General features: G+C 68.4%; 26 protein-coding genes and 1 pseudogene. 12 read left to right on the top strand and 15 right to left on the bottom strand.

The window, feature by feature from the left end:
* Window positions 1–87: 87 nt before the first annotated feature.
* Complete coding sequence (locus ABH933_RS28705; protein ID WP_429413242.1) at window positions 88–789, top strand: MarR family transcriptional regulator; 702 nt, start codon at window positions 88–90, stop codon at window positions 787–789.
* A gap of 394 nt (window positions 790–1183) precedes the next feature.
* Here the strand turns inward: ABH933_RS28705 and era are convergent, their stop codons facing one another.
* From era to ybeY, 4 genes are all read right to left on the bottom strand, one after another.
* A complete protein-coding gene (gene era / locus ABH933_RS28700) occupies window positions 1184–2122 on the bottom strand; it encodes a GTPase Era (protein ID WP_429413240.1) in 939 nt (312 codons plus the stop codon).
* A gap of 76 nt (window positions 2123–2198) precedes the next feature.
* On the bottom strand, window positions 2199–2546 hold the full coding sequence (locus tag ABH933_RS28695; protein WP_429413238.1) for a cytidine deaminase: 348 nt from the start codon (window positions 2544–2546) through the stop codon (window positions 2199–2201).
* Window positions 2539–3843, bottom strand: a complete 1305-nt coding sequence (locus ABH933_RS28690; RefSeq protein WP_429413236.1) for a hemolysin family protein — start codon at window positions 3841–3843, stop codon at window positions 2539–2541. Before ABH933_RS28690 ends, ABH933_RS28695 begins: the two co-directional genes overlap by 8 nt.
* A 74-nt stretch (window positions 3844–3917) precedes the next feature.
* Window positions 3918–4472 (bottom strand): rRNA maturation RNase YbeY, encoded by a 555-nt coding sequence (gene ybeY / locus ABH933_RS28685; protein ID WP_429413234.1) that lies wholly within the window; start codon window positions 4470–4472, stop codon window positions 3918–3920.
* Between the two features lie 190 nt (window positions 4473–4662).
* Between ybeY and ABH933_RS28680 the strand changes: the two genes are divergently transcribed.
* A complete protein-coding gene (locus tag ABH933_RS28680; protein ID WP_429413232.1) occupies window positions 4663–5895 on the top strand; it encodes a S1 family peptidase in 1233 nt (410 codons plus the stop codon).
* A gap of 323 nt (window positions 5896–6218) precedes the next feature.
* On the opposite strand, the gene ABH933_RS28675 is transcribed toward ABH933_RS28680, so the two are convergent.
* The 3 genes from ABH933_RS28675 to ABH933_RS28665 form a co-directional block, all read right to left on the bottom strand.
* Complete coding sequence (locus tag ABH933_RS28675) at window positions 6219–7283, bottom strand: PhoH family protein (protein WP_429415585.1); 1065 nt, start codon at window positions 7281–7283, stop codon at window positions 6219–6221.
* Between the two features lie 189 nt (window positions 7284–7472).
* A complete protein-coding gene (locus ABH933_RS28670) occupies window positions 7473–8177 on the bottom strand; it encodes a hypothetical protein (RefSeq protein ID WP_429413230.1) in 705 nt (234 codons plus the stop codon).
* Between the two features lie 129 nt (window positions 8178–8306).
* Window positions 8307–9206, bottom strand: coding sequence for a LysR family transcriptional regulator (locus ABH933_RS28665; RefSeq protein ID WP_429413228.1), 900 nt, complete (start codon window positions 9204–9206; stop codon window positions 8307–8309).
* Window positions 9207–9307: 101 nt separating this feature from the next.
* Here ABH933_RS28665 and ABH933_RS28660 point away from each other — a divergent pair, with 101 nt between their 5' ends.
* Window positions 9308–10693, top strand: coding sequence for an MFS transporter (locus tag ABH933_RS28660; protein ID WP_429413226.1), 1386 nt, complete (start codon window positions 9308–9310; stop codon window positions 10691–10693).
* On the opposite strand, the gene ABH933_RS28655 is transcribed toward ABH933_RS28660, so the two are convergent.
* Window positions 10663–12651 (bottom strand): glycoside hydrolase family 172 protein, encoded by a 1989-nt coding sequence (locus ABH933_RS28655; protein WP_429415582.1) that lies wholly within the window; start codon window positions 12649–12651, stop codon window positions 10663–10665. The genes ABH933_RS28660 and ABH933_RS28655 overlap by 31 nt on opposite strands.
* 219 nt (window positions 12652–12870) lie before the next feature.
* On the bottom strand, window positions 12871–13002 hold the full coding sequence (locus ABH933_RS28650; RefSeq protein WP_429413224.1) for a hypothetical protein: 132 nt from the start codon (window positions 13000–13002) through the stop codon (window positions 12871–12873).
* 369 nt (window positions 13003–13371) lie between these two features.
* Here ABH933_RS28650 and ABH933_RS28645 point away from each other — a divergent pair, with 369 nt between their 5' ends.
* Both ABH933_RS28645 and ABH933_RS28640 read left to right on the top strand, forming a co-directional pair.
* Window positions 13372–14127, top strand: a complete 756-nt coding sequence (locus ABH933_RS28645) for a hypothetical protein (protein ID WP_429413222.1) — start codon at window positions 13372–13374, stop codon at window positions 14125–14127.
* A gap of 227 nt (window positions 14128–14354) precedes the next feature.
* Window positions 14355–14603 carry a hypothetical protein gene (locus tag ABH933_RS28640; RefSeq protein ID WP_215917808.1) on the top strand — a complete coding sequence of 83 codons (249 nt, stop codon included), beginning with the start codon at window positions 14355–14357 and terminating at the stop codon, window positions 14601–14603.
* 110 nt (window positions 14604–14713) lie between these two features.
* Here ABH933_RS28640 and ABH933_RS28635 read toward each other — a convergent pair whose 3' ends face one another.
* Both ABH933_RS28635 and ABH933_RS28630 read right to left on the bottom strand, forming a co-directional pair.
* A complete protein-coding gene (locus tag ABH933_RS28635; RefSeq protein WP_429413220.1) occupies window positions 14714–15802 on the bottom strand; it encodes a hypothetical protein in 1089 nt (362 codons plus the stop codon).
* A 100-nt stretch (window positions 15803–15902) separates the two neighbouring features.
* Entirely contained in the window at window positions 15903–16796 is an 894-nt protein-coding gene (locus tag ABH933_RS28630) for an NADP-dependent oxidoreductase (RefSeq protein WP_429413218.1), read from the bottom strand.
* 70 nt (window positions 16797–16866) lie between these two features.
* On the opposite strand from ABH933_RS28630, the gene ABH933_RS28625 reads away from it, so the two are divergent.
* From ABH933_RS28625 to ABH933_RS28610, 4 genes and pseudogenes are all read left to right on the top strand, one after another.
* Window positions 16867–17487: a TetR/AcrR family transcriptional regulator gene (locus ABH933_RS28625; protein ID WP_429413216.1), complete on the top strand. Its 621-nt coding sequence runs from the start codon at window positions 16867–16869 to the stop codon at window positions 17485–17487.
* A 20-nt stretch (window positions 17488–17507) separates the two neighbouring features.
* Window positions 17508–17933, top strand: a complete 426-nt coding sequence (locus ABH933_RS28620) for an alpha/beta fold hydrolase (protein WP_429413214.1) — start codon at window positions 17508–17510, stop codon at window positions 17931–17933.
* Window positions 17930–18517 carry a hypothetical protein gene (locus ABH933_RS28615; protein ID WP_429413212.1) on the top strand — a complete coding sequence of 196 codons (588 nt, stop codon included), beginning with the start codon at window positions 17930–17932 and terminating at the stop codon, window positions 18515–18517. The genes ABH933_RS28620 and ABH933_RS28615 overlap by 4 nt, the downstream gene beginning before the upstream one ends.
* A 55-nt stretch (window positions 18518–18572) precedes the next feature.
* Window positions 18573–18723, top strand: a pseudogene (locus tag ABH933_RS28610) (IS982 family transposase); the annotation flags it as partial.
* A gap of 199 nt (window positions 18724–18922) precedes the next feature.
* Here ABH933_RS28610 and ABH933_RS28605 read toward each other — a convergent pair.
* Window positions 18923–19843, bottom strand: a complete 921-nt coding sequence (locus tag ABH933_RS28605; protein ID WP_429413210.1) for an NAD-dependent epimerase/dehydratase family protein — start codon at window positions 19841–19843, stop codon at window positions 18923–18925.
* 110 nt (window positions 19844–19953) lie between these two features.
* Here ABH933_RS28605 and ABH933_RS28600 point away from each other — a divergent pair, with 110 nt between their 5' ends.
* The 3 genes from ABH933_RS28600 (at window position 19954) to ABH933_RS28590 (ending at window position 22494) form a co-directional block, all read left to right on the top strand.
* Window positions 19954–20895: a GlxA family transcriptional regulator gene (locus tag ABH933_RS28600; RefSeq protein ID WP_429413208.1), complete on the top strand. Its 942-nt coding sequence runs from the start codon at window positions 19954–19956 to the stop codon at window positions 20893–20895.
* 249 nt (window positions 20896–21144) lie between these two features.
* Window positions 21145–22032: a TolB family protein gene (locus ABH933_RS28595; protein WP_429413206.1), complete on the top strand. Its 888-nt coding sequence runs from the start codon at window positions 21145–21147 to the stop codon at window positions 22030–22032.
* A 282-nt stretch (window positions 22033–22314) separates the two neighbouring features.
* Window positions 22315–22494 (top strand): hypothetical protein, encoded by a 180-nt coding sequence (locus ABH933_RS28590; RefSeq protein ID WP_429413204.1) that lies wholly within the window; start codon window positions 22315–22317, stop codon window positions 22492–22494.
* Between the two features lie 30 nt (window positions 22495–22524).
* On the opposite strand, the gene ABH933_RS28585 is transcribed toward ABH933_RS28590, so the two are convergent.
* From ABH933_RS28585 to dnaJ, 3 genes are all read right to left on the bottom strand, one after another.
* Window positions 22525–24048 (bottom strand): LCP family protein, encoded by a 1524-nt coding sequence (locus ABH933_RS28585; protein ID WP_429415579.1) that lies wholly within the window; start codon window positions 24046–24048, stop codon window positions 22525–22527.
* 320 nt (window positions 24049–24368) lie between these two features.
* Window positions 24369–25112 (bottom strand): 16S rRNA (uracil(1498)-N(3))-methyltransferase, encoded by a 744-nt coding sequence (locus ABH933_RS28580; RefSeq protein WP_429413202.1) that lies wholly within the window; start codon window positions 25110–25112, stop codon window positions 24369–24371.
* A gap of 6 nt (window positions 25113–25118) precedes the next feature.
* Window positions 25119–26267 (bottom strand): molecular chaperone DnaJ, encoded by a 1149-nt coding sequence (gene dnaJ / locus ABH933_RS28575; protein WP_215917799.1) that lies wholly within the window; start codon window positions 26265–26267, stop codon window positions 25119–25121.
* Between the last annotated feature and the right edge of the window lie 13 nt (window positions 26268–26280).

Genomic DNA, 26280 nt, shown 5'->3' with positions numbered 1-26280 from the left:
CCAACACCGGCAACCAATCCTTCTGCGGTGCACTCGCATCCGCTGTAGGCTCGGTCAGTCCCGGACCCTCTCAATCGGTAACGAGGCATGACCGACTTCACTCCACTCCAGCTCGACGTCCTCGACGCACTGGCAGACTGCCCGGGTGCCCGCACCCCCGAGGAACTCGCCGACATCCTGGATCACTCCACCGGCGCGGTGGCCGATGCCCTGGACACGCTGAGACGACATCGCCGGATCGAGCGGGTCAACGCCTGGCAACTGGCCTCCGGCGCGCAGTACGCGCTGCGCTCACGCCTCACCCTGACCGATCACCAGATCGACATCATGAGCGACCTGGACAACGCCCCCGGCGCCCGCACCATCGAGGAACTGGCCTACGACTCCGGTGACGACGAGGACCTCGTCGCCGAGACCATGGACTCACTGGCCCGCAGCGGTTACGTGCAGGCGGTCTCGGCCTACCGGCGCCCCGCGGAATCGCGCGTCGCGGCCGCGGCCCTCCGGCCCGGGCGCTCAGCCACTCCTCCGGATCCCTACGCCAACCCCCTGGATCCCTATACCGGCTCCTCGGATCTCTATGCCGCGCAAGTAGATCCCCGGGCCATCACCGCAGATCCCTATGCCACTCCCGCGGTCCCCTACGAGCCGCTGCACGAGACCGTCCCGGCAGATCCCTACACCACCCCGGCGACCGGCCTGCCCGCGCCGAGCTGGCTCGACCCCGAGCCCGACTCCGAACCCCCGACCCGCCGCCGAGTTCCGGTCTGGGTCAATCGCTCTCGCTGAGGACAGTCGGTCTCGCCGGGGGCAATTGCTCTCGCCGGGACCGTCAGTCTCACCGAAACCAGTCGATCTGGCCGGGGCCGTCAGTCTCACCGGGCAATCACTCTCGCCGGGACCGTCAGACTCACGTAGCCGGTCGACCTCACCGAGGCCGTCAGTCCCACCGAGGCCAGCCGACCTCAACGAGGGCAATCACTCTCGCCGGGACCCTCGGTATCCCGGGGCCAGTCGATCTCGCCGAAGCCACCAATCCCTCCGGGACAATCGATCTCGCCGGGGCCGGTCGGTGTCGCCGAGGCCAGCCGATCCGCCCAAGCCGGTCGGTCCCGTCGAAGCCGACTGATCCCCCCGGGGCCGATAGATCCGCCGCGGGGGCCGGGCCCGCTGGGCTCGCCCGTCAGAACCCGAGCTTGCCGAGCTGCTTCGGGTCGCGCTGCCAGTCCTTGGCCACCTTCACATGCAAATGCAGGTAGATGCGGGTGCCGAGGATGTGCTCGATCTGCTTGCGGGCGTTGGTGCCCACCTCCTTGAGACGGGCGCCCCCCTTGCCGATGACGATCGACTTCTGGCTGGGGCGTTCGACGTACAACAGCGCGTGGACATCGAGCATCCCGGGCGCTGACCGAGGCGCGGTGTCCTCGTCCTCGTCCTCGTGTTCCTCTCGAGGCAGGACCTCCTCGATCACCACAGCGAGCGAATGCGGGAGTTCGTTCTCCAGACCCTCCAGTGCGGCCTCGCGGATGAGCTCGGCCATCAGGGTTTCCTCGGGCTCGTCGGTCAGCTCGCCGTCCGGGTAGAAGGCCGGTCCCTCAGGCATTTTCGAGGCGATGACATCGACGAGCACCTCGACCTGTTCGCCCCTGACCGCCGATACCGGCACCACGTCGGCGGCGGGCCCGAGCAGCTCGGACAGTGCCATCAGCTGTTCGGCGATCTGGTCGCGGCTCACCTTGTCGATCTTGGTGACCACCCCGAGGATGGTGGTCTTGGGCGCCATCTGCTTGATCTGGGAGAGGATCCAGCGGTCGCCCGGGCCGATCTTCTCGTCGGCCGGGATGCACACGGCAATGACGTCGACCTCGGAATAGGTGTCCTGCACAAGGTCGTTCAGGCGTTGGCCCAGCAGCGTGCGGGGCCGGTGCAGTCCGGGGGTGTCGACGAGGATCAGCTGCGCGTGCTCGCGATGCACGATGCCGCGGATGGTGTGGCGGGTGGTCTGCGGGCGCGAGGAGGTGATCGCGATCTTCTGTCCCACCATCGCATTGGTGAGCGTCGATTTGCCGGTATTGGGACGACCGACGAAACACACGAAGCCCGAACGGAATTCGGCGCTCACGACTGCGCCTCGCTGGCGCTCGGCTCCGTCGTGCGCGGGGCGCGCCGGCTCATTGGTTCACTCCGCTTCGCTCCGTTCATTGCGCGGCCTCGACGGTGTCGTACACCGCGCCGCTGCGATCGGCGAAGATGAGCTTCGCCTCGGCCGAGACCTCGCGCACCGCTGCGATGCCCGCGTCGTGGAACGAACCGCCGACGAGCACCGCGGCCTCGAATCCCTCGGCGCCGCTGGAGATCGCCGCGGCCACCGCGGCCTGCAATGCGGTCAGCGGCAGGGCCTTCAGCTCCACCGCGCCGGCGGCGTAGGTACGGCCGTCGGTGTCGCGAACCGCCGCGCCGCTGCCTCCTCCGGTACGCCCCATCGCGCCGCGCGCGAGCACCAGCAGCTTGTCGTCCTCCGGTTCCAATCCCGCGGTCTCACTCATCGCTGTCTCCGTCCTGGTATTCGGGTTCGTGATTCTGTTTCTTCTCCGGCGCCCGCCGCACCACCACCGTGTGTATCCGTACTCGTCCGCGAGCGTCGGCGCCGCCCTCGCCGCGCAGCTGCAACCCGTGGATGACGGCCTTGGAGCCGGGCAGCGGCACGCGCTCGAGCGCGTGCCCGAGCAACCCGCCCACGGTGTCGACGTCCTCCTCGTCGATCTCCGTATCGAACAGCTCGCCCAGATCCTCCAGCGAAAGCCTCGCGGACACACGGTATTTCCCGTCGCCCAGCTTTTCGACGGGCGCGATCTCGTCGGTGTCGTACTCGTCGGCGATCTCCCCGACGATCTCCTCGAGCACGTCCTCGATGGTCACCAGGCCCGCGATACCACCGTATTCGTCGACCAGCAGCGCCATATGGTTACGGCGGCGCTGCATCTCGTCCAGCAGCGTGTCCAGGGGTTTGGAATCCGGTACGAACACCGCCGCGCGCATCACCTCGCGCACCCGTACCTTGCGGCTGCGATCCGCGTACGGCACAAGGTCTTTCAGGTACACCACACCGAGTATGTCGTCGACGTTCTCCCCGATCACCGGAATGCGCGAGTGCCCGGACCGCACCGCCAGCGACATCGCTTGCGCCGCAGTCTTGTCCGACTCGATCCACACCATCTCGGTGCGCGGCACCATCACCGCGCGTGCCGCGGTGTCCCCGAGTTCGAAGACCGACTGGATCATGCGGCGCTCGTCGGAATCCACCACCCCGCTCTGCTGCGCCATGTCCACCACCTCGCGCAGCTCCACCTCGGAGGCGAAGGGGCCGTTGCGAAATCCGCGGCCCGGGGTGATGGCGTTGCCCACCAGGATGAGCAGCCGCCCGACCGGGCCCAGCAGCGCGCCGATCGCCTGCAGCGGCAGCGCCGCGCCCAGGGCGATCGAATAGGCGTGCTGGCGGCCGAGGGTGCGCGGCCCGACGCCGATCACGACATAGTCGACCAGCACCATGATCACCGCGGTGATCACCAGCGCCCAGTCGGTGTCCAGCACATCGTTCAGCGCCGCCGCCAGCAGCACCGTCGCGGAGATCTCGCACACCAGGCGAAGCAGCACCAGCAGATTCACATAGCGGGGGCGGTCGGTGACGATGTGCGCCAGCCGGCGGGCCCCGCCTCGGTCCGCGCGGACCATATCCTCGATCCGCGCGGGCGAGACGGTGACCAGGGCCGCGTCAAGGGCCGCGAACATGCCGCCGACCGGGACCAGAACAATCGCCAGCGCCAGTAGTGCCAGAGGGCTCACGTCTCCGCCTCGCTGGCGCTCGGCTCCGCCGTTCCCCCGGGGGCCTGTGTCATCGGTTCACTCGCTGCGCTCGCTCACGCGGGGCCCAGGGGATCACCGGAGTCGGTGAACCCGGCCTTGCCGAGCAGCGTGCGGTCGCGTTCGGTCTGCGCGGCGCGGCGCTGGGCCTCGCGCAGGCTCTCGTACCATTCGGCGAGCAGGGTGTTCTGCAGGCCGAACATCTCCTTCTCCTCCTCCGGCTCGGCATGGTCGTAGCCGAGCAGGTGCAGTACGCCGTGCACGGTCAGCAGGGCCAGCTCCTGATCGAGCGAATGCCCGGCCTTGGCGGCCTGCGCTATGGCGAACTCGGGGCACAGCACGATATCGCCGAGCATGGAGGGTCCGGGCTCGCTGCCGTCCGGGCGGCCGCCGGGCTCGAGCTCGTCCATCGGGAATGACATGACGTCGGTCGGGCCCGGCAGATCCATCCAGCGCATGTGCAGGTCGGCCATGGTGTCGAGATCGACCAGCACCATCGACAGCTCGGCCGCGGGGTGCACGTTCATGCGTCCGATCGCGAAGCGTGCGACGCTGACCAGATCTTCCTCCGGGACGTCCATACCCGATTCGTTGGCGATCTCGATACTCACGCCGCTCAGCTTAGGCCACCGCCGGCACCGCTCCGCGCACTGCGCCGCCGTCGTGCTGCGGGGCACCCGCGCAGTTCAGCCGGTACGCGCGCGAGACACGGAGCGTGTCCCGATCTGCCGCTGGGCTTTTCACAGTGAATCGCCGTCGTCATCGGCGACCGAACCGGGAATTGCTGCTAAATTCGCGGCGGTGACGACCATGCGCGGGGTGTGCTGCACGACGGTCTCGACCCTGGCGGCGCTGCTGATGGCCGCCCCTGTCACCGCCGCGGCGGACCCGCCGCAGAATCCGGGGCTTCCCGCCGCACTGACCTCGGCGATCGAACGCGATCTGGGCCTGTCACCGCAGGAATACCAGCGGCGGGCCGAGCTGGCACAGCGGCTGGCGAGTTTCGCCGCCACCCGGCGGCAGCTCGATCCGGGATCGGTGCGTGGCATCCGGCTCGACGGCGCGGGCCGACCCGTCGTCGCGACGACCGACAACGCCGTTCGCGCGGCCGCCCAGCATGCCGGATTTGTCCTCACCGACGCGGCCGCCCCCGGTTGGGACGCCGCGGCGGCCCACCCCGGCACGGACCGGAGGTATCCGGTACCCGAGCTGCCGGCCGCCGCCGCACCCGTCACCCCGCTCGACACGGTCGCCGGTGGTAACCGGTACATGAGCATCACGCAGCCGTCGAAGCATCAGGGCGCCGAATGTTCCTGGGCATTCAACGCGGTGGACCAGGACGGTCATCCGGCCGCGCTCACCGCCGGGCACTGCAACGTCGCCGCCCTCGCCGAGGAGTCCATCGGCCCCGATCAGCGCACCTACCAACTGCTCCCGGGTGACAAGCCCGGCGTAGTTACCGGAAACTTCGAGAAGTCGGTGGTCGACGGGATTCGCGACTACTCGATCGTGCGGATCGCCGAGCCGGTACGACATGCGTTCCATAACAACCTCGTTCGCGGCCGGGTCGGCGGGCCGGCGATCGGGATTACCGGCGTGGGGATTCCCGTCGAGGGGGCGCCGGTCTGTAAATCGGGCTCCACCACGGGATTCACCTGCGGCATCATCACCGCCGTGGATCAGCCCGATTCGCAGCGCCCGCCGATCCGGTTCAAGCACACCGCGCTCACTCTGCCGGGCGACAGCGGCGGCGCGCTGGTGTCCGGATCGCTCGCGATGGGGATCGTCAGCGAAGGCGGAATCTACAGCGACCCATCGGAATTCCCCACCGACCGGCCCGGCGTGCTCCCGCCGGCACAACCCGGCATCCCCAGCCTGAGCCGGATACTGCAGCAGATCGGGCCGGGAGCACTCGAGCAGGTGAGCCCGCCGATCGACGGACTGCTGCGGTTCGTCCCGCAGGTGACGATGATCGCGCAATCGGTCGCCGATGTGCTCGCCGAGAACCCGGGTGTGCACTTACGCACCAGCTGATCTGCCACCGCCCGCACCGCGGATGCGGATCAGGCTGAACCATCAACGCCCGCACCACGAATGCGAGAATCGGGCTGCCCCATCGTCGCGCGAACGCAGATGCGGAGACCTGACTGCCCGTAATCGCCCGCCTGACCGTCTCGCACCACAGATGCGGAAACCGGCCTGCCCCATCGTCGCCCGCAGCGCTCATGCGGGAGTTGGATCGAACGTCGTCGGCACCGCGGGTGCGGGAATCATCCTCGCGGCACCGCTAATCTCTGTGCCCCAAGCGAAAACGCCTGGGGCACAGAGCACTACCGTGCCACCGCGAGCGCCGTACCTCAGCGCCGCGAGCGCTCGGCGGCGCGCCGCTGAGCCCGATTGCCCGGATAGTGCGTGGGCGCGACCGCCGGACGGTCGGCCTCGTACCGGTCGTACGCGTCGACGATCTCGGCGACCAGCCGGTGCCGCACCACGTCGCTCGAGGTGAGCTGCGCGAAGTGGATGTCCTCGACATCGCTCAGGATGTCGCTGACCACGCGGAGCCCGGAGCGGGTGCCGCCGGGCAGGTCGACCTGGGTCACGTCGCCGGTGACCACGATCTTGGAACCGAAGCCCAGGCGGGTCAGGAACATCTTCATCTGCTCGGGCGTGGTGTTCTGCGCCTCGTCCAGGATGATGAACGAATCGTTCAGCGAGCGGCCGCGCATGTAGGCCAGCGGGGCGACCTCGATGACGCCGGACTGCATGAGCTTGGGGATCGACTCCGGATCCATCATGTCGTGCAGCGAGTCGTACAGCGGGCGCAGATAGGGGTCGATCTTCTCGTTCAGCGTGCCCGGCAGAAAGCCCAGCCGCTCCCCCGCCTCGACCGCGGGACGAGTCAGGATGATGCGGGTGACCTGCTTGTTCTGCAGTGCCTGCACGGCCTTGGCCACGGCCAGATACGTCTTGCCGGTACCGGCGGGGCCAATGCCGAACACGACGGTGTGCTTGTCGATCGCATCGACGTAGCGCTTCTGGTTCAGCGTCTTGGGCCGGATGGTCTTGCCACGCCGGGACAGGATATCCAGGCTCAGCACCTCGGCCGGGGAATCGGAGGACCCCTCGGTGAGCATGGCGTAGGTGTGCCGCACAGCCTCGGGCGTGACGACCCGATTGCGGCCGGTCAGCGCGACCAACTGCTCGACCACGCGCTCGGCCAGGGCCACATCGGCGGCGCGACCGGTGAGCGTGACCGCGTTGCCGCGGACATGGATGTCGGCATCGAGGAGGCCTTCGAGTTCACGCAGGTTCTCGTCGGCCGAACCGAGGAAGCCGAAAACGGATTCTGGAGCGAGTTCGATGCTGGAGCGCGCGGTCCGCGCGGCGGGCCCCGTACCGTTACCGGTGCTGCCGGCTCCGATGCCGGCTGTGGGGGTTGTCGGGTCGCCGTTTTCGCCTGGTGATCTCAAAAGTGCCTATGGCCTGCTTTCCGGTCTAGAGCTGCGCTGGTTGGTATGCCGGGTGTGATGCAAGTTTACAGCCGAGCACCGACACCGCCCAGTGAATAGACCGCGACCGGCAGGTCACAGGCCTGTGTGCGGTAACACGAACTACTTCGCCGAGATCAGATCGGGGTAGTGGCTCGCGAACTGCTCACGCAGCCAGGCCGGATCGCTGATGCACTGCCACAGCTCGGCGTCCGGAGCCGTCTCCTGCGCGAAGGCCACCCCGGCCCGGGCGCCCGCGGCGCCGAAGTTGGCGTGCACGGCGCCCGCGCTGGTGCACCAGCGATCGATGAGAAACCGGGTGTAGGCCTCGTCGATCCCGTATTCGCTGCCCCGCGCCAGCATCGCGACCTCGCGAAAGCCCGATCGCCAGGTGTGGAACGGGCTCTGGTTGAAGCGGCTGACCCCCGCCACGATCGGCCGGAATTCGACCCGGTCGAGCGCAGCGAGCACGTCGACGGTGCCATCGCGCATGCCCCGGATCGCCTCGGTACGCATCAGCTTGAGGCCGCCGTACCCGGCGACGAGACCGTTGATCACGTTGACCGCCTGTAGCACCGCCATGGCCACGCCGTCCGCCAGCGGCTCCAGCGCGTCGGGATCGAACTGCGGATCGATGTCGAAATCGCCGTCGGCGAGCCAATATTGTTCGGTATCAACGAGTTCGGCGGTCATTTTCAGCGCGCGCCGCATCGGAGCCACCCCGTGCAGTCGCTTCACCGGCCGCTTGAATACTCGCTCGAGCCGGCCGTGCAGCTGCCCCGCCAGCGGTTCGTCATAGGACAGCAGGACGACGTCGATTCCTGTCACAATCATTCCCCATCCGCGCCACGCCCTCATCACGTGGTCGTCATCGCCACCCTAGACGACCTGCCGGACTCCCCGGTGGTTCAACCCAATTCGAGCGCGATACCCCGGCCCCGGCGTCGTCGATCGCGGCTAGGTGGCGCGCGCCGCCCACTCGACGGTGAAGTCGCGGAACACCCGCACCGCGTCGGACGGTACGACGTTCGCCGACCAGATCAGCCCGACCGCGCGGGTGGCACCCGGATCCGTCAGCGGCACCAGCACCGGACCGGGCTGGGGCCCGAGCCCGCGCGAAACTGCGTCCTCGATCGGTAGCAGCGCGACGCCCAACCCGGCCCCGACGAGGCCGCCCACCGTCACGAGATCGCTGGATTCCATGACGATTCTCGGGCGGAAATCGGCGGCGGCACACAGGTCTTCGAGAATCGTACGCATGCCGTATCCGGTCTGCATGGCGATGAAGTCCGAATCGGCGGCCTCGGCCAGGCGCACCTGGCGACGGCCCGCGAGCCTGTGGTCGGCGGGTACCGCCAATGCCAGGCGCTGACCCAGCAGCTCCCGCCAGCCCAGGCCGGGCACGGCCGGCTTGGGCGAGACGATGCCCAGGTCGGCCGCGCCGTCGCGCACCCGGCCGGTGACCACTTCCGCGGCATCCTGACTCAGGTTGAATGTGATCGCACCGGATCCACGCCGGAATCCGGCGATCAGCTCCGGGACCAGGCGCGCCCCGAACGAGTGCAGGAACGTCAGGCGCACCACGCCCCGGGCCGGATTGGCCAGATCCGCCAGCTCCCGTGCGGCGGCATCGAGTTCGGCCTGGGCGCGGCGGGCATGCTCGTAGTAGACGTGACCGAAGTCGTTGAGTGACAGGCGTTTTCCATGCCGATCGAACAGCCGCGCGCCGAGCCGGCGTTCCAGGCGGGCGAGCATGCGCGAGAGCGTGGGCTGCGACAGGCCCAGCCGGACCGCCGCCGCGCCGACATGCTCGAGCTCGGCGAGCCTGAGAAACCAGTGCAAATCGTCACTCGGCACGGGCCACCTCCCCTCGCGGAGCTTCACTAATGCGGCATCGGCATCAACTATCGAACTCTAATGCATTTCCTTTCCGAACGATATGCTCCCAAGCTGGGGATATGACCCACCAGCGCAGCACCCCGGCCCGCGAATCGGCGATTACGTCGGCGGCGAACGGTGTGCGGGCACGTCGATCGCTCGGCTCGATCCGCGGCCGCGCGACGTCCGGCGCGGATCGGATCGACGACCGCGGCAATCCCGGCGGCACCGGCGCGCGGCACGAACGACGGATCACGATCGCGCTGTTTGCCGCAGGCCTGACGACGTTCGCCTCGATGTACAGCATGCAGGCGCTACTGCCGAGCCTGTCGGCGGCGTTCGGGGCGACTCCGGCGCACGCGGCGCTGGCGGTCTCGCTGACGACCGGGCTGCTGGCGCTGGCGATCATTCCGGCGGGCGTGCTGTCGAGCCGGTTCGGACGGACCCGGGTGATGATCGCCTCCGCCGTCACGGCGAGTGTGATCGGGCTGCTGCTGCCGTTCAGTCCGTCGCTCGAGGTGCTGCTCGCCGGGCGCGCGCTGCAGGGCATCACCCTGGCGGGAGTGCCCGCGGTGGCGATGGCCTACCTGGCCGAGGAGGTGGGCGCGGGCGGGCTCGGTGCCGCGATGGGGATATACATCTCCGGGACGACGCTGGGCGGGCTTGCGGGACGGCTGATTCCGTCCTTCACGCTCGAGGCGGCGACGTGGCGGTGGGCGGCGGCCGCGGTGGCGGTCGCGGCGGCGCTGTGCGCGATCTGGTTCGCGAGGCAGCTTCCGGCCTCGCGGCGATTCACCCCGCAGCCATTCGAATTACGGGTCATGGCAGCAGATTTCGCCGAACACCTGCGCAATCCGCGACTGCTGGCGCTGTTCGTACTGGCGTTCGTGCTGATGGGCGGATTCGTCTCGATCTACAACTTCCTCGGCTACCGGCTCATCGCCGCTCCGTTCCGATTGTCCGACTCCACAGCCGGTTTGGTCTTCCTGCTCTATCTGGCCGGGACCGTGAGCTCGACCGCCGGGGGCCGGATGGCCGACCGGGTCGGCCGCGGCAGGGTGCTCACGGTCTCGGTGATCACCATGGCCGCGGGTACGGGGATCACGCTCCCGAACTACCTGCCGAGCCTGCTGGTCGGCGTACTGCTCTGCACCGCAGGGTTTTTCGGCGCCCACTCGGTGGCCAGCGCCTGGGTCGGCAGCGCGGCGACCGGAAACCGTGCGGGGGCGTCGTCGCTGTACATGTTCGCCTACTACCTGGGCAGTTCGATCGTCGGCGGGGCCGCGGGATTCGTATACGGCAGGCACGGATGGGTGGGCGTTGCGGTCTACGTGGGTGTGCTACTGGCCGTGGCCGCCGGGCTCACCGCGAGCCTTGTCCTGCGGTCCCGGGAACGCCATCGGGAACCTGCAGCGGCACATGATTCGGTGTCCATTCAGGGCCCGAGCAACGGCGCGACCCGGTAGCGGCTGGCCGTCCAGGGCGGCGAGCCCGGGGTGGGCTCGAGCGTGATGGTGAGGACCCGCTTGTTCGCGGTCGCTGCGGCCGGAAGTACGTAGGTGTCGTCGAGCCAGCGGTGAATGGTGTTGCGGCGGGGCTGAAGCCAGGTGCCGATCGGGGTGCCGTCGACGAGCACGCGGGCCGACTGGTAGGCCCGGTCCTGGTCGCCGGTGCGTTCCAGGACGACGCCGGTGTTGCCGGGCGGGATCGCCGTGCGGAAGGTGATGGGAGCGGAGGTGGCGCACACGGTTCCGGGCACCGGAACGGTGTCTGCTGTTCCTTCGTATTGGCTGACGAGCGGGTACCGCACCGCGCCCGGATCGCTGTAAGCGTGTGCGGCACGGCTGTTCCGGTCGGCGAGATCGATCCGGTCGCCGGGTGCGGCGGCCGGCGAGGCGGAGGTGTAGAGGAATGCGGTGGAGCCGTAGTCGGCGGGCATCAGGTTGCGCTTGCCGTGTTCGATGCCGAATCGCAGGCCGGATCGATAGTCCACGGCGTCGGTGAGCATCAGCCGATACGCGTCGAGGCAGTAGCTCGCGCATCCGGGCCCGGTGCCGCCCGCGGCGGGCATGCCCGTGAGCGGATCGCTGAAGGCCACGCCGCCGACGGGGTTGTGATCCGGTAGCGAACCGGGGTATTTGTCCACGTGGGCCTTGAAATACCAGCCGCCCTCGAAGAAGTCCTCGGTGCCGGTGCCGTACAGGCGCGGCGAGCCGGCGCCGTCGACGTAGACCCGCTCGGCTCCCTCGAGGAACAAGGGGGCATCCGGGGAGAACATCGACGGGGCCGTGACGCCCCGCATGGTTTCGCTGACGCCCACGAATTTTCCGCGGCCGGGCTGGTCGGCGAACATCCAATCCTGGCCCGGCGCAGTAAGTCCCGTGTGCGAGTGCGCAGTGAAGTATCCGGCCCGGCCGCTCGCGAGCGCCGCCGCCCATCGCGGATCCGGGACGGTCGCCACGTCGGTGTCGACGCCGCTCACCGGGGCGAGCGAGCCGTTCACCAGCCACGCTGTTGCGTTGCGGGCGTATGGCATCGGCCACCAGGCCGAGAGCCGGCCGCCCGGCGCCGGATCGCCGGCGAACATCAGGGCCCGGACCGGCGGCGCGGCGAATCCGGCGCCGAAGAACTCATCGACCGGCGCATCGACCAGTACCCGATCGTCGAAGGCGATGCGCAGCCGCAGCCCGGCCCGTGCGGCGGGAGCGATGCGCAGCCGAAGAGCGGCTATGCTGCCCGAACCCGAGGCGGCGGCTATCGGAATCGCCGCGCCGGGCGAGAGATTCACGGTCCGGCGGTCGTGCCGCGTATCGGGCGCTTCGGGTTTCGGGTCGCGGGCGCCCGCGGACCGCATCGTGGCGATCACGTCTTGTGCCCGGTCCGCGGGATCGAATGCGGTGACCCCGTCGGAGTCCGGGAAATGCCGGTACACGACGTGGTAGTACTGCAGTTGCGAGGTGACGCTGATCCGCATCGACCGGCGATACGGCATGGGCACCTTGATGTAGACGCCGCCCGAGGACTGATTTCCATTGGCCACCAATGGGAAAACGAACGGCGCGCCGAGCCCGCCGTCCACGATCGTCTGCAGCGGGGCGTCCACGACCGTCCGCCCGTCCAGCTCGACGCGCAGATTGCCCATCGCCGAGACCACCCCGCCGTCCCGGGTGAACCAGACCGATTCGATCTCGCCCGCGCCGTCGTCCTGCGCGATCACGCACCCGGCCCCGCCGGGACCCAGGCACCCGCCGCTGCCGTTGTTGTTGCCGGTCAGCGGGTCGAAATCACCGCCGCTGCGATCGAAGCTGGAGTATTCGCGCGTCTCGGCTCCGGGATCCAGATAGGGCAGCCGATCCAAGTGCCGGAACGTATCCCAGCCCACCGACCGGCCTCCCCCGACCGGTCCGGCTGCCGCCGATGGCATCCCCGGCGCGGCGGCCGCCAGCACGGCCGCCACGATCGTCACGACGCCGCGCCGGAACAGCGAAGATCCGCCGATTCTCATGCCCTGCAACACCCTTCGCGATATCCGCGGGACTGCCCGTCGGGGTTGCGTGACGGCGCCCGCCGATGCGGAGAATCCATCCAGTCGGTAGCATTTTGCCACGCCGCGCCACCGTGGCGGAAGCGGGATCCGCCGGGCTCAGTGCGGGAGGTCCGGGGTCAGGGCGGTCGCGGATCGCAGGGCCAGGCCGCAGAGGTTTCCCGACAGGCTCGAGCCGACGGATTGGCGGACGAGGATCTGGACGGTGCCCTGGGAAGTCGGCACAGCCACCGAGCAGTTGGACGGGGGCGAGAGGATGTCGAAGTCGATTGCCTTGCGGTTGCCGACAGCGACGTCGCGGATGTTTTCGAAGGTCTTGTTCGCGCGGATGTTCCGAGAAATCCGTCCCTACGTAGCAATTGGATCTCAGCTCGAGTACCCCCACTCTCATGGGCACGTCGTCGCGCGCGAGCTGATCGCGCTGACCCGATCGCGAATCGATTGTCCCGCAGCGCAATAGCGCGGCCGTTGCCAGCTCCTCACCACGGGATGAGGACGCGAAACCGAATATGGCTGGGGGCGCCCCGCGTCCTGCGGGTATGGTGCTGCCCCGGGGGAGCGTCGGCTCGGCAGCGGTCGGGATCTGGAAGGAATCGGGTTGTGCGTAAGACGGTTTGGGCTGTGCTCTTGATCGGTGCGCTGTCGGGATGCGGTTCGATGAATCACGGGGACGCGGGGATCCCCGTCCGACCAGTACCCGCGTCGAGCGCCGGGCCGACGACATCGAAGTGCCCCGCGCCCGCCCCGGCCGCCGCGACCGGCTATACCGCGACCACCACCCGAATACGCTCGAAGACAGCCATATTCGCGTACAACATCACGCTGCCGCAGCTCACGGGCGGCACGGCCGCGGTGCGCGACCGTTTCAATTCGGCCATGCACGCGGCATTGTCGGATGCGACAGCGGTCGGGACCGGCACGGTCGCCGACGGCGAAATCCCCTACGACTGCAACGAAGCCAGCGGCGTCACCCGCATCGGCGCGCACGTGATCGCGGGCGTGCTCATCACCAACCGGTACAGCGGCGGCGCCTACCCTTCCAATCAGCTCGATACCGTCGTCATCGATACCGCCACCGCCCAGCCGATCCTGCTGCCGTCGGTGTTGCGCAACCCGGCCCGCGCCTGGGAAACGCTCGCGGCTCTCGCCCCCACCCTCGTCCCGGCCGGCGAGCCGAAGCTGGACACCCCCGAAGCCACCGGGGATTCGTTCGCCGAGTGGCTCCCCTCGCCCGCGGGCCTGACCGTGTATTTCGGGGTGCCCCACGTCCTCGGCGACTACCACCCGGTGCTGTTCCCGTGGTCGCGCATCCGGGATCTGTTCACCCCGTCCGAGCTGGCGATTCTGTCCAGTTGAGCTTGCCGCCGCCCGCACGTCGCCCCGGATCCATTGACATCGGCGCGGCGCGATTGTCAGGATGTATGCGCGTAACCGTTCGCTGAGCGATTGCTGCTCATCCGGTTGTCGGCATGCCTGGCCGAAATACCCCAGGCGGCTCGACAGCGCTCGACGATTCGACGGACGCGGTATTACCCCCGTTCGAGAGAGCTTTTCGGACGTGACCTACCGACACGGAGGTTCGAATGTCTGATCGCAAGCAGAATCGAAAACCCGGCCAGACAGCCAACAAGGCCAAGCAGGGCATGAAGGATCAGGGCCAGCGCATGCAGCGCGAGGCCGATCGCATGTCCGGCGAAATGAAGCAGGACATGGACCGTCTGGGCACGGGAATGCAGCGCGAAGCGCAGCAGGCGCGGTCGGATACGAAGAACATGAACGAGGACATGAAGAACATGGGCAAGGAGCCGAAGAGGAAGCTGCAGCACCGCTAGCTTCGCATCGGCCCGCGGATTCCGAGATGGGGTCCGCGGGTCGAGATGTCCTGTGCGGCAGGGAATTACCAGCGGTCGAATTCGTCCTAGCGGAGGCGGGACTGGGCTCGTTACCTCAGACTGTGTGACAGAGCGTGACTCGCATCCGCAGTACAAGCCAGGACCCAATACAGCCCGTCGCGCCCGGGGCTGACGCCGGTCGGCTCCTGGTCCTGCCAGCGAGCCGGGTCGCCCCAGGGGAAGTGCGGTTCTTCCGCCGGTGACCACACACAGCTCAGGAACTCGCCGCGATCAACCTCCAACAGCGGCCGCATCGGGGCGCCGCACGGGCAATCTTCCAGGTGCGCGGGATCGATCCAGCTGGAGTCCCAGCCCCCGATCTTCCAGCCCGGAGCGTGGGCCAGGTGGAAGTAGCTCTCCTTCTCGGGCTGGTCGGCGTCCCAGATCCGAAGGCGCTGTTCGAGTTCGGCGGGCATCCGGCCGAGCAGTCGACCGTGGCCGAGATCGGCGAGTTGGCAGATCGGCGGGAACTCGACTATCGGCTCCGGGTGGGCCACACAGGGATTCGGCACGTACTGCGGGCGCTCGATCAGCGTGCACGGCGGCGGTGAATCCAGCAGGGCGCCAACCGATGCCGAGTCGCGCCAGACGGGCACCGACCGGGGTCCGCGCCACTGCTTGTGATCATTGGGACACCACAGAATCTGCAACAGGTCCGTGCCATCCGGGAATGGGAAGTCTCCGGCCTCGGAACGAAACAGCTGCACGACCGGAATCATCGCAACCGGCTCGGCCGGGATCTCCTCGGCTTCCCAGGTGACGGCGTACCCCTCGGGAGTGATGCCGAACTGACCGATGCGGGTGGGACCGGCGGCGATAAATGCCAGCACCTCCGGCCGCCTCACGCGGCCGCGGCTTTCCTCCCTGGCCAGGGTGCGGCGTGCGTGCTCCTTGCGCTGGGCTTCGAAGCCTTCGATCTCCTCGTCCGTCATCGGCCGGGTCTTCGTGATCGGATGCGGATCCGAACACACGGGCCACGGCCCGTCCCGCGGCCACAGTAGCGGCCCGCCCACAGAACTCTGCCGAGGTGTCGGCGCTCCGGCACGCGGATGCAGTCGCACCGCGGGGAGCGCGTAGCCGAGCAGTTCCGGGAAGGCGGACAGCAGTGCTCGGCGCATGCGCGGCGTCGTGACGATCACCGGTCCACTCTTTCGCAGTCCCGCACAGAAAGATATGGGCTGGTTCACCAGAATGTTCCCGTACCCCAACGGGGTTGCGGGCCACCGATAGCGGGCGGGCTCAGATGACCATGACCCGGCGTCCCCGGGTGTGACCGGCGCGGCTATCGATATGCGCCGCAGCCGCTTCGGCGAGCGGATACGACTTCCCGACCGGGATGTGGAGCTTTCCGCCCGAGATGAGATCGGCGGCCACGGCGAGCGCGTCCGGCATGCTCCCGGCCACACCGGAGAATCGGACACCGAACTCCGGCGCACCGAGATCGGCGATGGAGACCACCCGCTGCGGATCGCCGGTCAGCTCGACCAGCTGCGGGATCACACCCGAGCCGGCCAGATCGAGCGCCGCGTCGATACGGCCGAACCGCCGGACGCGCTCGACCCAGCCCTCGCCGTAGGTCGTGGCGAGGGCGCCCAGGCCGCGCAGATAGTCCTGGTTGGCGGGGCCGCCCGTGGCGATCACGGCGATACCCCGGTCGCGAGCGATTTGCAGCACCGCCGATCCGACACCCCCGGACGCACCGCTGACCAGCAGCGTCTGCCCGGGCTCCACGCCGACCTGGCCGATGATGCGTAGCGCGGTCTCCACCACCGAGGGGTACCCCGCCGCCTCTTCGAACGTCAGCCCCTCGGGCATGCGGGCCCAGGCCCACAGCACGGCGAACTCGGAATAGGTGCTCGATCCCTCGCCGAATACGCGGTCACCGATCTCGACCCCGGCGACGCCCTCGCCGATCTCGTCCACCACCCCGGCGGCGTCCTGCCCGACACCGGAGGGCAACTCGATCGGATGAGCCCCGAGAATCTGGCCTTCACGAAGGCGCCAGTCGACAGGGTTCACGCCCGCCGCCCTCACGGCGATGCGCACCTGGCCGGGGCCCGCGTGGGGCTCCTCGGCCTCGAGGAGCTCCAGCACGTCCGGACCGCCGAATTCGGCGAAAGTCACTCTCTTCATGCGATCGACTATAACACTAACGGTTAGTATTTTGATACGGGTACATTTTTGCATCTGATAGCATGAATGGATGACTGTGCCGCCCGGACGCCGCGAGCGTAAGAAGGCCGCGACCCGCCAGAAGATCGCCGACACCGCGCTACAACTGTTCCTCGAACACGGGTACGACGCGGTGGGCATCCGGGACGTGGCCGCCGCGGCGGATGTGGCTGTCACCACGCTCTTTTCGCACTTCGCCTCGAAAGAGGCCCTGGTGTTCGAGCAGGACGAGAATTTCGAGCAACGCCTCACCCGAGCGGTCACCGACCGGGTGCCGGAGGAACCGCTCATCCCCGCGCTGCGCCGCGAGATCCACGCCCAGGTCCGGCATTGCGTCGCGGCCGACGGCGGCGCGGAGATCTGGAACCTGATCGACGAGTCACCCGGTCTGCGCAAGTACGAGGAGTCGATGCGGCTGCGTCACGCCGAGTCGCTGGCGACGGCCATCGCCGCCGATCTCGACCTGCCGGAGCCGACAACGGCATGCCGGGCGATCGCGAGGTTCGTGATTGATGTGCATTCGCTGGCCCGCGAGGCGGCCGATCCCGAGGCCGCGGTGGACGAGATCTTCCGGATGATCGAGGCGGCCTGGAAGCTTATCCAGGTCAATCCCCCGCGAGGAACGAGGTCACCGTCGCGTGGTGGCCGTTGAGGGTCTCCAGGTCGGATTCGATGCGCTGCAGTGTTGTTCGCATTGCCGCGACGATCTCGGGGCACAGTTCGAGCTGTGGGCGCGAGCCGCTGGCGCAGGGCGCGTGTCGTGGTGCCCTATCGGCGGACGAGTTCACCGATCCGCATGCCGTACCTCGCGCGGTCCGGCAGATCCGCGCCGGCTACCCCCTCGGCGGCGCCGATCACGTGGAACTGGTGGGCCGCACCGATATCCGCCCCCTGCTGCCGTCCGTCGACGTGCCCACCCTCGTCGTGGCGGGCGGCCAGGACCGGATCGTGCTGCCCGACACCGTTCGCCGGTTGGCCTCCGGCATCCCGGGTGCCGAGCTGATCGAATACCCCACGGCCGGACACATTTTCACGCCCGCGGAGACCGGGCCGTGGGTCGCGGATGTCGCGGCGTTCCTGGACCGTACGCGGCGATGACGCGGAGCGCAGCACCGCCGACGGCCACGGCCGGTGCCCTGTACGGACGATTGGCGGTGCTGGGCTCGGCGCTGTGGCGGCACAGCTACGCCGTGGGACGCGTGCTCGATACCCATCCGCGGCGCACCGCGCTCACCGTGGCCATCACACTCACCGGCGCGGTCACCGCGCTCGGCGTCGCGCGCGCCGGCTGGATCGTCTTCGCCCTGGTCATGCTGTGGGGCGCCACCGCGGGGGCATTGCCGGTGATCCTGCAACACGCCGTCCTGCACACAGCTCCGGATGCCCCGGACATCCCGTCCGGCGCCTATGTCGTGTCCTACCAGCTCGGCATCACCGGTGGCTCCGCGCTCGGAGCCACCTTGCTGAGCCACACCACGGGCACCTCGCCGATGAACGGCTGGGACGAGGACAAGGTGAAGAAGGTAATCGGGATCGACGGCCGCGATGACCTGGCCACCGCCCTGCTCGTGTCCGTCGGCTACCCGGCAGAGGAACGGCTTCATCCCGGCCGGCGCACCCTGGAGCACACCGTCTTCTACGAACGCCACACCGCACAACACAGCAGCACGCACCAGCAGTAGGCATTTGCCCGGTCCGCGCCGGGGGCGAGGCACGCGGGGTGTCCAAGATCGTCCAGTGCAGAACGACCTGGATACCCTGCTGACCCGCGTTGTACGTGAAAACGACGACCTGGAATCGGGGCAGGCCGCCGCGCGTATCCGACTCCGAACGACTCATCTGCCTGGCGGTAGCGCAGGCACTGCTCGGCTTCGCCTCCCAAGCGCGGTGCCGCTCCTCGTCGGGGATCGCCGATTTCGCCCGGCGCGCCGCGATGACCGATGCGGAATCCGGGTCCTCGGCGCAGGTGTCGTCCCAACGCTCTGGCATGAACAACGCACAAACGAATCGAGCTGTTCGTCGACCTCGACCAGGGCTGCGGCATCCACCCCGGCACACCCCTTCGTGACAAACCTGACAAAGTACTACTAGGCGGCCACACCGAAGCGGGCGGTGTCTTCCAGCACCGCGTCGATGGGGGTGGGTGACAGGCCGAAAGTGTGTTGCGTCAGTGCCGAATCCAGCACATCGGGATGCTCGAGCGCGTAGAGCATCTCGATCATCTCCGCGCTGATCGGATCGGTCGCGCCGGCCCAGGCCAGGTCCTGCCGGGACATCGGAACCAGTTGCGGCTCGGGCGAATCCGTCACCTTCGCCAAGCGGTCCACCAGGTCCCGTGCCGACATCACGGTCGAGGGCACATGCCAGGCGCGGCCCCAGGAACGGTCGTCGCGAGCCACGGTCGCCAGGGTGAGCGCCACGTCGTCGACGTACGACCAGCTCTTCAGCACGTCGGGATCGCCGGGGTACGAGGCCGGTTGGCTCGCAAGCACTTTCGGCGTCACCAGGAAGTTGAACACCGATCCGGCGTCGCGGCCCAGATAGCCCGCTGCCCGCACCTCGGTGACGCGCACCCGTCCCGCCTCGTGTGCGGCCAGGGCGTCGAGCCACATACGTGCGCGCACAGCACCTTTCACCGCGATCGGGGCCATCGGCAGATCCTCGGTCATCGGCCCGCAGACCAGACCGTAGCCGTAGGTGTTGCTCAGTGACACGTAATCCGCGCCCGTCCGCTCGGCGGCGATGAGTACGCCGGCGGCGATGGGCGGGAAGTCTGTGGGCCAGCGATGGTAGGCGGGCCACGTGGTGTTGATCAATGTCTGTGCGCCCGTGGTCAGTTCGGTGAGCCCGTCGGCGTCGGAGGTGTCGCCGACGACCCGTTCGATCAGCGGATGTTCGGGACCGAGTCCGCGCCGGCTGATCAGACGCACTTGCTCACCGGCCTGAGCCAGCAGCAGGGCGGTGCGGCTTCCGGTGCTTCCGGCGCCCGCGATGACGTGCAGAGACATGTCGTTCCTCCTCGGCTCGAGCCGCCCTCGCGGCGGCCCGGTCACTACTCTGCCGAGCCGGACCCGGCTAGAGTAGTGGCCTGAATGCCAGATATCCCAAGGATCAAGCCATGCATCGCATCGTCGTTCTCGCCGTGCCACCCGTGACCGCCGTCGACCTGGCGATTCCCGAAACGCTGTTTCCCGCGGCGCAGGTCGACGGCGAACCGGTCTACGAGGTGGTGGTGTGTACCGCCGACCCGGGTGTCGTCCCGGCATACATCGGCCGACCCGTGGTGATCGAACACGGTCTGGACCAGATCGCGACGGCCGACACCGTCATCGTCACCGGCACCGGAGCACGCGCGGAGGGCGACGCCCGCGTCCTTTCCGCGCTGCGCGAGGCCGCCGCCGCGGGCAAGCGCATCGCCTCCATCTGCACCGGCGCGTTCGTCCTGGCCCAGGCCGGGCTCCTGGACGGGCGGCCCGCCACCACCTACTGGCTGTACTCGGCCGAGATGCGCAAGCGGTTCCCCGCCGTGGACCTGCAACCGGACGTGCTGTTCGTCGACGACGGTCGGATCCTCACCTCGGCCGGGCTGGCCGCCGGCCTCGACCTGTGCGTGCACATCGTGCGCCGCGACCACGGCGCGGCCGTCGCCAACGCCGTCGCCCGCCTCGCCGTCGTCGCACCGATCCGCCCCGGCGGCCAAGCACAATTCATCGAGACTCCGCTGCCGCCGGAAACCGGTACTTCACTCGCACAGACCCGCGCCTGGGCGCTGGAACGACTCGACGAACAGCTCACCCTGCGCGAACTGGCCGCCCACGCCCACCTCAGCACCCGCACCCTCACCCGCCGCTTCCGCGCGGAGACCGGATCCAGCCCCCTGCAATGGCTGCTGCACCAGCGCCTCGACCGCGCCCGCGAACTCCTCGAGGTCACCGACCTCCCCGTACCCGAAGTCGCCCGCCGCTCCGGACTCGGAACAGCGGAATCGCTACGCGTACACCTGATTCGGCGACACGGACTCACCCCCAGCTCCTACCGCACCGCGTTCAACCGCCGCTGAACAGACCGCCTCCGACTCACGTCCCGGACTGAAACATACTGCTTGGCAACATCTTTCACCCTGTCGCTGACATTCATCGCATCGCAGTCGACTGCGACTTTGCCGAATCTCCCCACGGTCGCTGTGGATTACAACATGGTTCGGAAACCACACCTACGGCACCGGCCGCACCCCGGCCGACCGTCCCCGGATCATGCATGGCCGTCAGCACATTCGCACACACCGAGCAGGTTCGGCACAATGTTCCAGATGAAAAGCCGCGCACTGTGGGCCGTCGTGATCACCGCCGTGTCGTCGGGGCTGATCGCCGGATGCGGCGTGGATCCCGAGCAGTGGGTGCAATACTTCACCAGCACGCCCGGCAAGGCGCGAATCACATTCACCGACGACCGGCAGTCGGTCTTCGTGATGAGCCCCAGTGGCACGGAAGTCACCCGGATCGGCGCCGGCAGCGACCCGAGCATTGCGCTCGACGGATCCAAGATCGTGGTCGGCGGTAGTTCGATCGCCACCATGGATCCGGACGGCAGCCACGTCAGCAAGCTCGCCGACGGCGGGTATCAGCCCACGTTCTCGCCCGACGCCCGCTTCATCGCCTTCGTCCGGGCCGGAGCCATCTACCGCGTGAACAACGACGGCCACCAACTGAGGCAACTCACCACCGCCCCGGGCAATATCGTTGGCCCCGATCGGATCTCGGCGCAGAATCCCTCGTACTCGAGGGACGGCAAGCAGATCCTCTTCATCCGAGCCGACGCCATCTGGATGATGGCATCCGACGGAACCGGCCAACGGCAACTGCTGGCGGATCAATACGACAACTCCGAGCCGGTCTTCACCATGGACGGCGCCGGCATCGTGTTCACGAGCAACCGGGGCGGGAAGAACCGGTCCGAGATCTACGAGATGGACGTCAACGGCAGACACATCCGGCCGCTGACCGACGACTGGACCGGCCACCCGTCCTTCTCGGCCGACGGCAGCACGATCGTCTTCACCCGTTTCACCCGCGATGCGACATCGAAACCGGGCGCCGAGATCTGGTCGATGTACGGCGACGGCACCCACCAGCACCGTCTTACCGATCCGAAAATCATTGCGCAGCATCCCAGTTCGGGCGGCGGCGAAAATATGTGAGCGGCCACCGCGATGCGAACGGTAAGGTCGACGGGGAGGGATCCGAATGGACCAGGCGCCGGGCGCCGATGAGACCGACTTGGGGGAACCCGATTCCGGTTCGGCAGGAACCACACGGTTCTATGTCGCATGGACCGTGCTGGGCGCCCTCGCCGCCTGCGCATCGGTGGCCGTGTCGTTCCTTGTATGCATGGCATTCGAGCAGCCCACGCACTGCGACCTCCGAGACTGGTGCCCCGCGAGCGTCGTCCTGTCGAAGGCCGCCCCGGCACTGTGCTGTCTGTGGGCTCCTGGATCCTGTCGGGCGCGATCCTCCGGCTGATCGGCTGGCGCGCCACCGCGAGGAGCAGGTCCGCGACGCTGGTGCTGGCACTGCTGTGCGGCGCCGCGGTGTACCCCATCGGCGTAATCCTCACCGGCTTCGTCCTCGTGCGGGCGATAGATGCCACCCACAGACACTGATCACCGCACCCGACCGGGATCGGCGAGCACTCACTTGACGCAGGGAATCCCGCTGCCCTGCATGCTCGACAGGTCCGTCGGCGCCGGGGAGTTCTGGCCCACGGCCGTGGCCGAGACCGGCGGCGGGGGCGGCGGCGTGGTCGTGGTCGCGGAATCCGAACCGCCCATCGCGGAGACGATGCTGGCGATGGGGCCGCTGCTGGCCGACTCGGTGCCCACAGTCACCTGGATGGAGTTCGAATCCAGCGACGAGGATGCGGTCGCGGTCAGGCCGAGCTGACTGGCCAGGGCGTTCGCGGCGGTAGCCGCACCCGAGCCGTACAGCAGGGTGCTGCCGCTGCGGGACGAACCGGTGCTCGCCTGGCCCTGGGTGAATCCGCGTGCGGCGAGGGCCTTTTCGAGATCTCCGCCCAGGCCGTTGTGACCCGAGCCGTTCACCACGTTCACCACGATGCCCTGCGCCGAGGGGATGTTGGTGCTGGTGGTCGTGGGGGCCGCGGCCGAGGTGCTCGCCCCGGGCTTGGGCGGGTTGAGCAGGTTGTGCACGATGCTCTGGATCACGTCCACGTCGACGAGGTTGATGTCCTCGCCGTTGCTCGGGTCGTTGCCGAAGTCCTTGACCGGCAACGTGAACAGCGACAGGCCGCCGGACATCAGACTGGACGCCTGCGCGGCGAACTTCCCCAGATCCAGACCACTGTCGACGGCCATGTTCTGCTGGGCAACACCCAACAGGCTCATCAGCTTGCTCGGGCTGGACATTGTGCCACTGCTCTGCAGCTGATGCAGCAGCGACACGATGAACGCCTGCTGACGACGAGTGCGGTCCAGGTCGGTGAAGTTCAACGACTCGTTCGGATCCCGGCGCTGCCGCACGAAGGCCATCGCCTGCGACGCGTTGATCTGCTGCGGCCCCTTCGCAAACTTAGCACCGGAGAAATTGTCGGAGGTCTTCTCGTTCAGGCACACCGTGATCGGCTGTACCGCCTCGGCGACCTGGAAGAACGCGGCGAGCGTGATCTCGACGAAATGGTCGATCGGTACATTGCCGAGGAACTTGCTGACCGTGTTGACCTCGGCCTTGCGCCCCGCATCGCGAGACTTGGCGTCCAGCGCGACCGGGTCCTTGATCTTGCTGGCGTACTTGTCGTGGGCCGCCCCGTAGGCGCGGCCGTACGCCTCCTTGATCTTGCCCTTGCAGGTCTCGCCGCCGCAGGCCGTCGGATCGAGGCTGGCGTAGTCGTCGCGCGGGATGGAAATCGCCGTCGCCTTCGAGCCGTCACCCGGGATGTGAATCATGATCAGCACATTGGAGTTCATGCCGCCGTTGCTGTCGTCGCCGGCGTGCAGCGCGTTGTACATGGCCTGGGGCAGGGCATTGCCGTGCTCGTCCAGTCGGCTGTCCAGGCCCATGATCAGGATGTTCTGGTCCTGGCCGGAGGATTTGGGGCCGTCGCTGATCGCGTCGGAGGTCGTCACACTGTGGACCGCGTGATCGTAAACTCGATACGCCGCACCGGTTCCGACCAGCACGGCCGCCGAAACAACCGCCATGATCGAACGCCCGGCGACCACACCCTTGGAGGACTGCCGCGCGCGCCGCGGAGGCTGGCGGTGCGTACGACGGCGCGGCTGTGTGCCGTGCGGCAACCGCTCTGTTTTCGGATCGGCCGCCCCTCGCGGGCGCCGTTCCCCTCCGTAACTCATACGGACCGAATATAGCCAGCGCGGGCACCGGAGGCGAACGCGCTGATCACCCGCACCGGCTGTGACCGGGCGGTCGCGGGGTGGATCGGTTGAATCTCACATTGTCCAGGTTCGGGGTTTAAAACTCCGACGCACCGCATAAAAACCGCCTCGAACCCTTCACAAAGTTAGCACCAGCGCGGCGTCAGCGCGCCCAGGGCGCCCAGCGCGACGGCGGCCGCGGTGGAGGTGCGCAGCACCGTGGGGCCCAGCAGCGAGGGCTCGGCGCCCGCTTCCGACAGCGCCGCCAGCTCCGCATCGTCCAGCCCGCCCTCGGGGCCGACGATCAATACGACCTGCGCGGCCTGCGCGAAGGGAAAGGAGGCGAACCGGCCGGCGCCCGATTCGTGCAGCGCCACCGCTATTCCATTGTCCGCCTTGATGTTCCTGATCAGCTCGAGCACATCGGCGGTGCGGTGCAGTTCGGCGACCTCCGGGATGTATGCGCGACGGGACTGCCGGGCGGCCGAGCGGGCCGCGGCGCGCCACTTGTCGACACCCTTGCGCGCCTTGCCCTCCCAGTTCGCCACGCAGCGGGCGGCCTGCCACGGCACGATGACATCGGCCCCGGCCTCGGTCATCAGCTCGACCGCCAGTTCCGAGCGGTCCGACTTCGGCAGTGCCTGCACGATCGTGACCCGCGGCGAGACAGGTTGCGCGGCAATCCTTTCCAGGACCTTCAGCTCGAGCCGGTCTTTCTGTGCCGCAACGACTTCCGACGGGGCCAGCACACCGGCGCCGTCGGACAGCGTGATCGGCTCGCCGACCCGGATGCGGCGTACGGTCGCCGCGTGGCGCCCCTCGGGGCCGTCCAGCACCGCGATGCCGCCGGGTTCCGGGATCTGCTCGAGATAGAAAACCGTGGCGGCCAACGGGTCTCAGCGTCCGCTGAACGAGGCCCGCAGCCGCGCGAACAGGCCGCTGTTGTGCTCCGACTGCGCCGAGAGCACCTCGGTGCGCTCGCCGTTGCGGGTGGCCTTGTATTTGCGCAGCAGATCGGACTGCTTCGAATCGAGCTTGGTGGGCACCACGATGTCCAGGTGCGCGATCATGTCGCCGCGCGCGCTCGACCGCAGCTTCGGCATGCCGTGGGCGCGCAGCACCGACACTTCGCCGGGCTGGGTGCCCGCGGGAATGGTCAGCTCGGTGGGGCCGTCGAGAATGGTGTCCACGACCACGGTGGTGCCGAGCGCGGCATCCACCATCGGCACCCGGATGGTGCAGTGCAGATCGTCGCCGTCGCGGACGAACATGTCGTGCGGCTGCTCGACGATCTCCACGTACAGATCACCGGCCGGGCCGCCGCCGGGGCCGACCTCGCCCTGTGCGGCCAGCCGCACTCGCATGCCGTTGGCCACGCCCGCGGGAATCGGCGCGGCGATCTCGCGGCGCGAACGCACCCGGCCGTCGCCGCCGCACTTGCGGCAGGGATCGGGAATGGTCTCCCCCGCCCCGCGGCAGGTCGGACACGGACGCGAGGTCATCACCTGGCCCAGGAACGAACGCTGCACGGTCTGCACCTCGCCGGCGCCGCCGCAGGTCTCACAGCGCACCGGCTTGGAGTTGCCGTTGGTGCCCGCACCCTGGCACAGGTCGCACAGCACGGCGGTGTCGACGGTCAGGTGCTTGGTGACACCGACCGCGCACTCGGCCAGCGAAAGACGCGTGCGCAGTAGCGAATCCGCACCCGGCTGCACCCGGCCGCGCGGACGGCGCGGCCCCGAGGCGTTCATACCACCGAAGAATGCCTCGAACACATCGCCCAGGCCGCCGAATCCGGCGCCGGAGAAGCCGCCCGGGCCGCCGCTGGACTCCAGCGGATCGCCGCCCATGTCGACGATGCGGCGCTTCTCGGCGTCGCTGAGCACCTCGTAGGCCGCGGACACCTCGCGGAACTTCTCCTGCGCATCGGCGTCCGGATTGACGTCGGGATGCAGCTCTCGTGCCAGCTTGCGATAGGCGCGCTTGAGTTCCTGGTCGGTCGCGTTCCGGCCGACACCGAGTATTCCGTAGTAGTCCCGTGCCACTTGCGTCTCTAGT

The organism is Nocardia sp. GP40, assembly GCF_050434125.1.
GTDB lineage: Bacteria > Actinomycetota > Actinomycetes > Mycobacteriales > Mycobacteriaceae > Nocardia > Nocardia albiluteola.
The sequence above is the reverse complement of the archived record's forward strand: the minus strand, read 5'-3'. Positions and strand labels throughout refer to the sequence as shown.

Bases quoted from the DNA above. Each gene is read 5' to 3' on its own strand.
- ABH933_RS28705 (WP_429413242.1), top strand. From the start codon at position 88: ATGACCGACTTCACTCCACTCCAGCTCGACGTCCTCGACGCACTGGCA.
- ABH933_RS28695 (WP_429413238.1), bottom strand. From the start codon at position 2,546: ATGAGTGAGACCGCGGGATTGGAACCGGAGGACGACAAGCTGCTGGTG.
- ABH933_RS28660 (WP_429413226.1), top strand. From the start codon at position 9,308: ATGACCCACCAGCGCAGCACCCCGGCCCGCGAATCGGCGATTACGTCG.
- ABH933_RS28655 (WP_429415582.1), bottom strand. From the start codon at position 12,651: ATGCCATCGGCGGCAGCCGGACCGGTCGGGGGAGGCCGGTCGGTGGGC.
- ABH933_RS28640 (WP_215917808.1), top strand. From the start codon at position 14,355: ATGTCTGATCGCAAGCAGAATCGAAAACCCGGCCAGACAGCCAACAAG.
- ABH933_RS28630 (WP_429413218.1), bottom strand. From the start codon at position 16,796: ATGAAGAGAGTGACTTTCGCCGAATTCGGCGGTCCGGACGTGCTGGAG.
- ABH933_RS28625 (WP_429413216.1), top strand. From the start codon at position 16,867: ATGACTGTGCCGCCCGGACGCCGCGAGCGTAAGAAGGCCGCGACCCGC.
- ABH933_RS28620 (WP_429413214.1), top strand. From the start codon at position 17,508: ATGCGCTGCAGTGTTGTTCGCATTGCCGCGACGATCTCGGGGCACAGT.
- ABH933_RS28615 (WP_429413212.1), top strand. From the start codon at position 17,930: ATGACGCGGAGCGCAGCACCGCCGACGGCCACGGCCGGTGCCCTGTAC.
- ABH933_RS28605 (WP_429413210.1), bottom strand. From the start codon at position 19,843: ATGTCTCTGCACGTCATCGCGGGCGCCGGAAGCACCGGAAGCCGCACC.
- ABH933_RS28600 (WP_429413208.1), top strand. From the start codon at position 19,954: ATGCATCGCATCGTCGTTCTCGCCGTGCCACCCGTGACCGCCGTCGAC.
- ABH933_RS28595 (WP_429413206.1), top strand. From the start codon at position 21,145: ATGAAAAGCCGCGCACTGTGGGCCGTCGTGATCACCGCCGTGTCGTCG.
- ABH933_RS28585 (WP_429415579.1), bottom strand. From the start codon at position 24,048: ATGGCGGTTGTTTCGGCGGCCGTGCTGGTCGGAACCGGTGCGGCGTAT.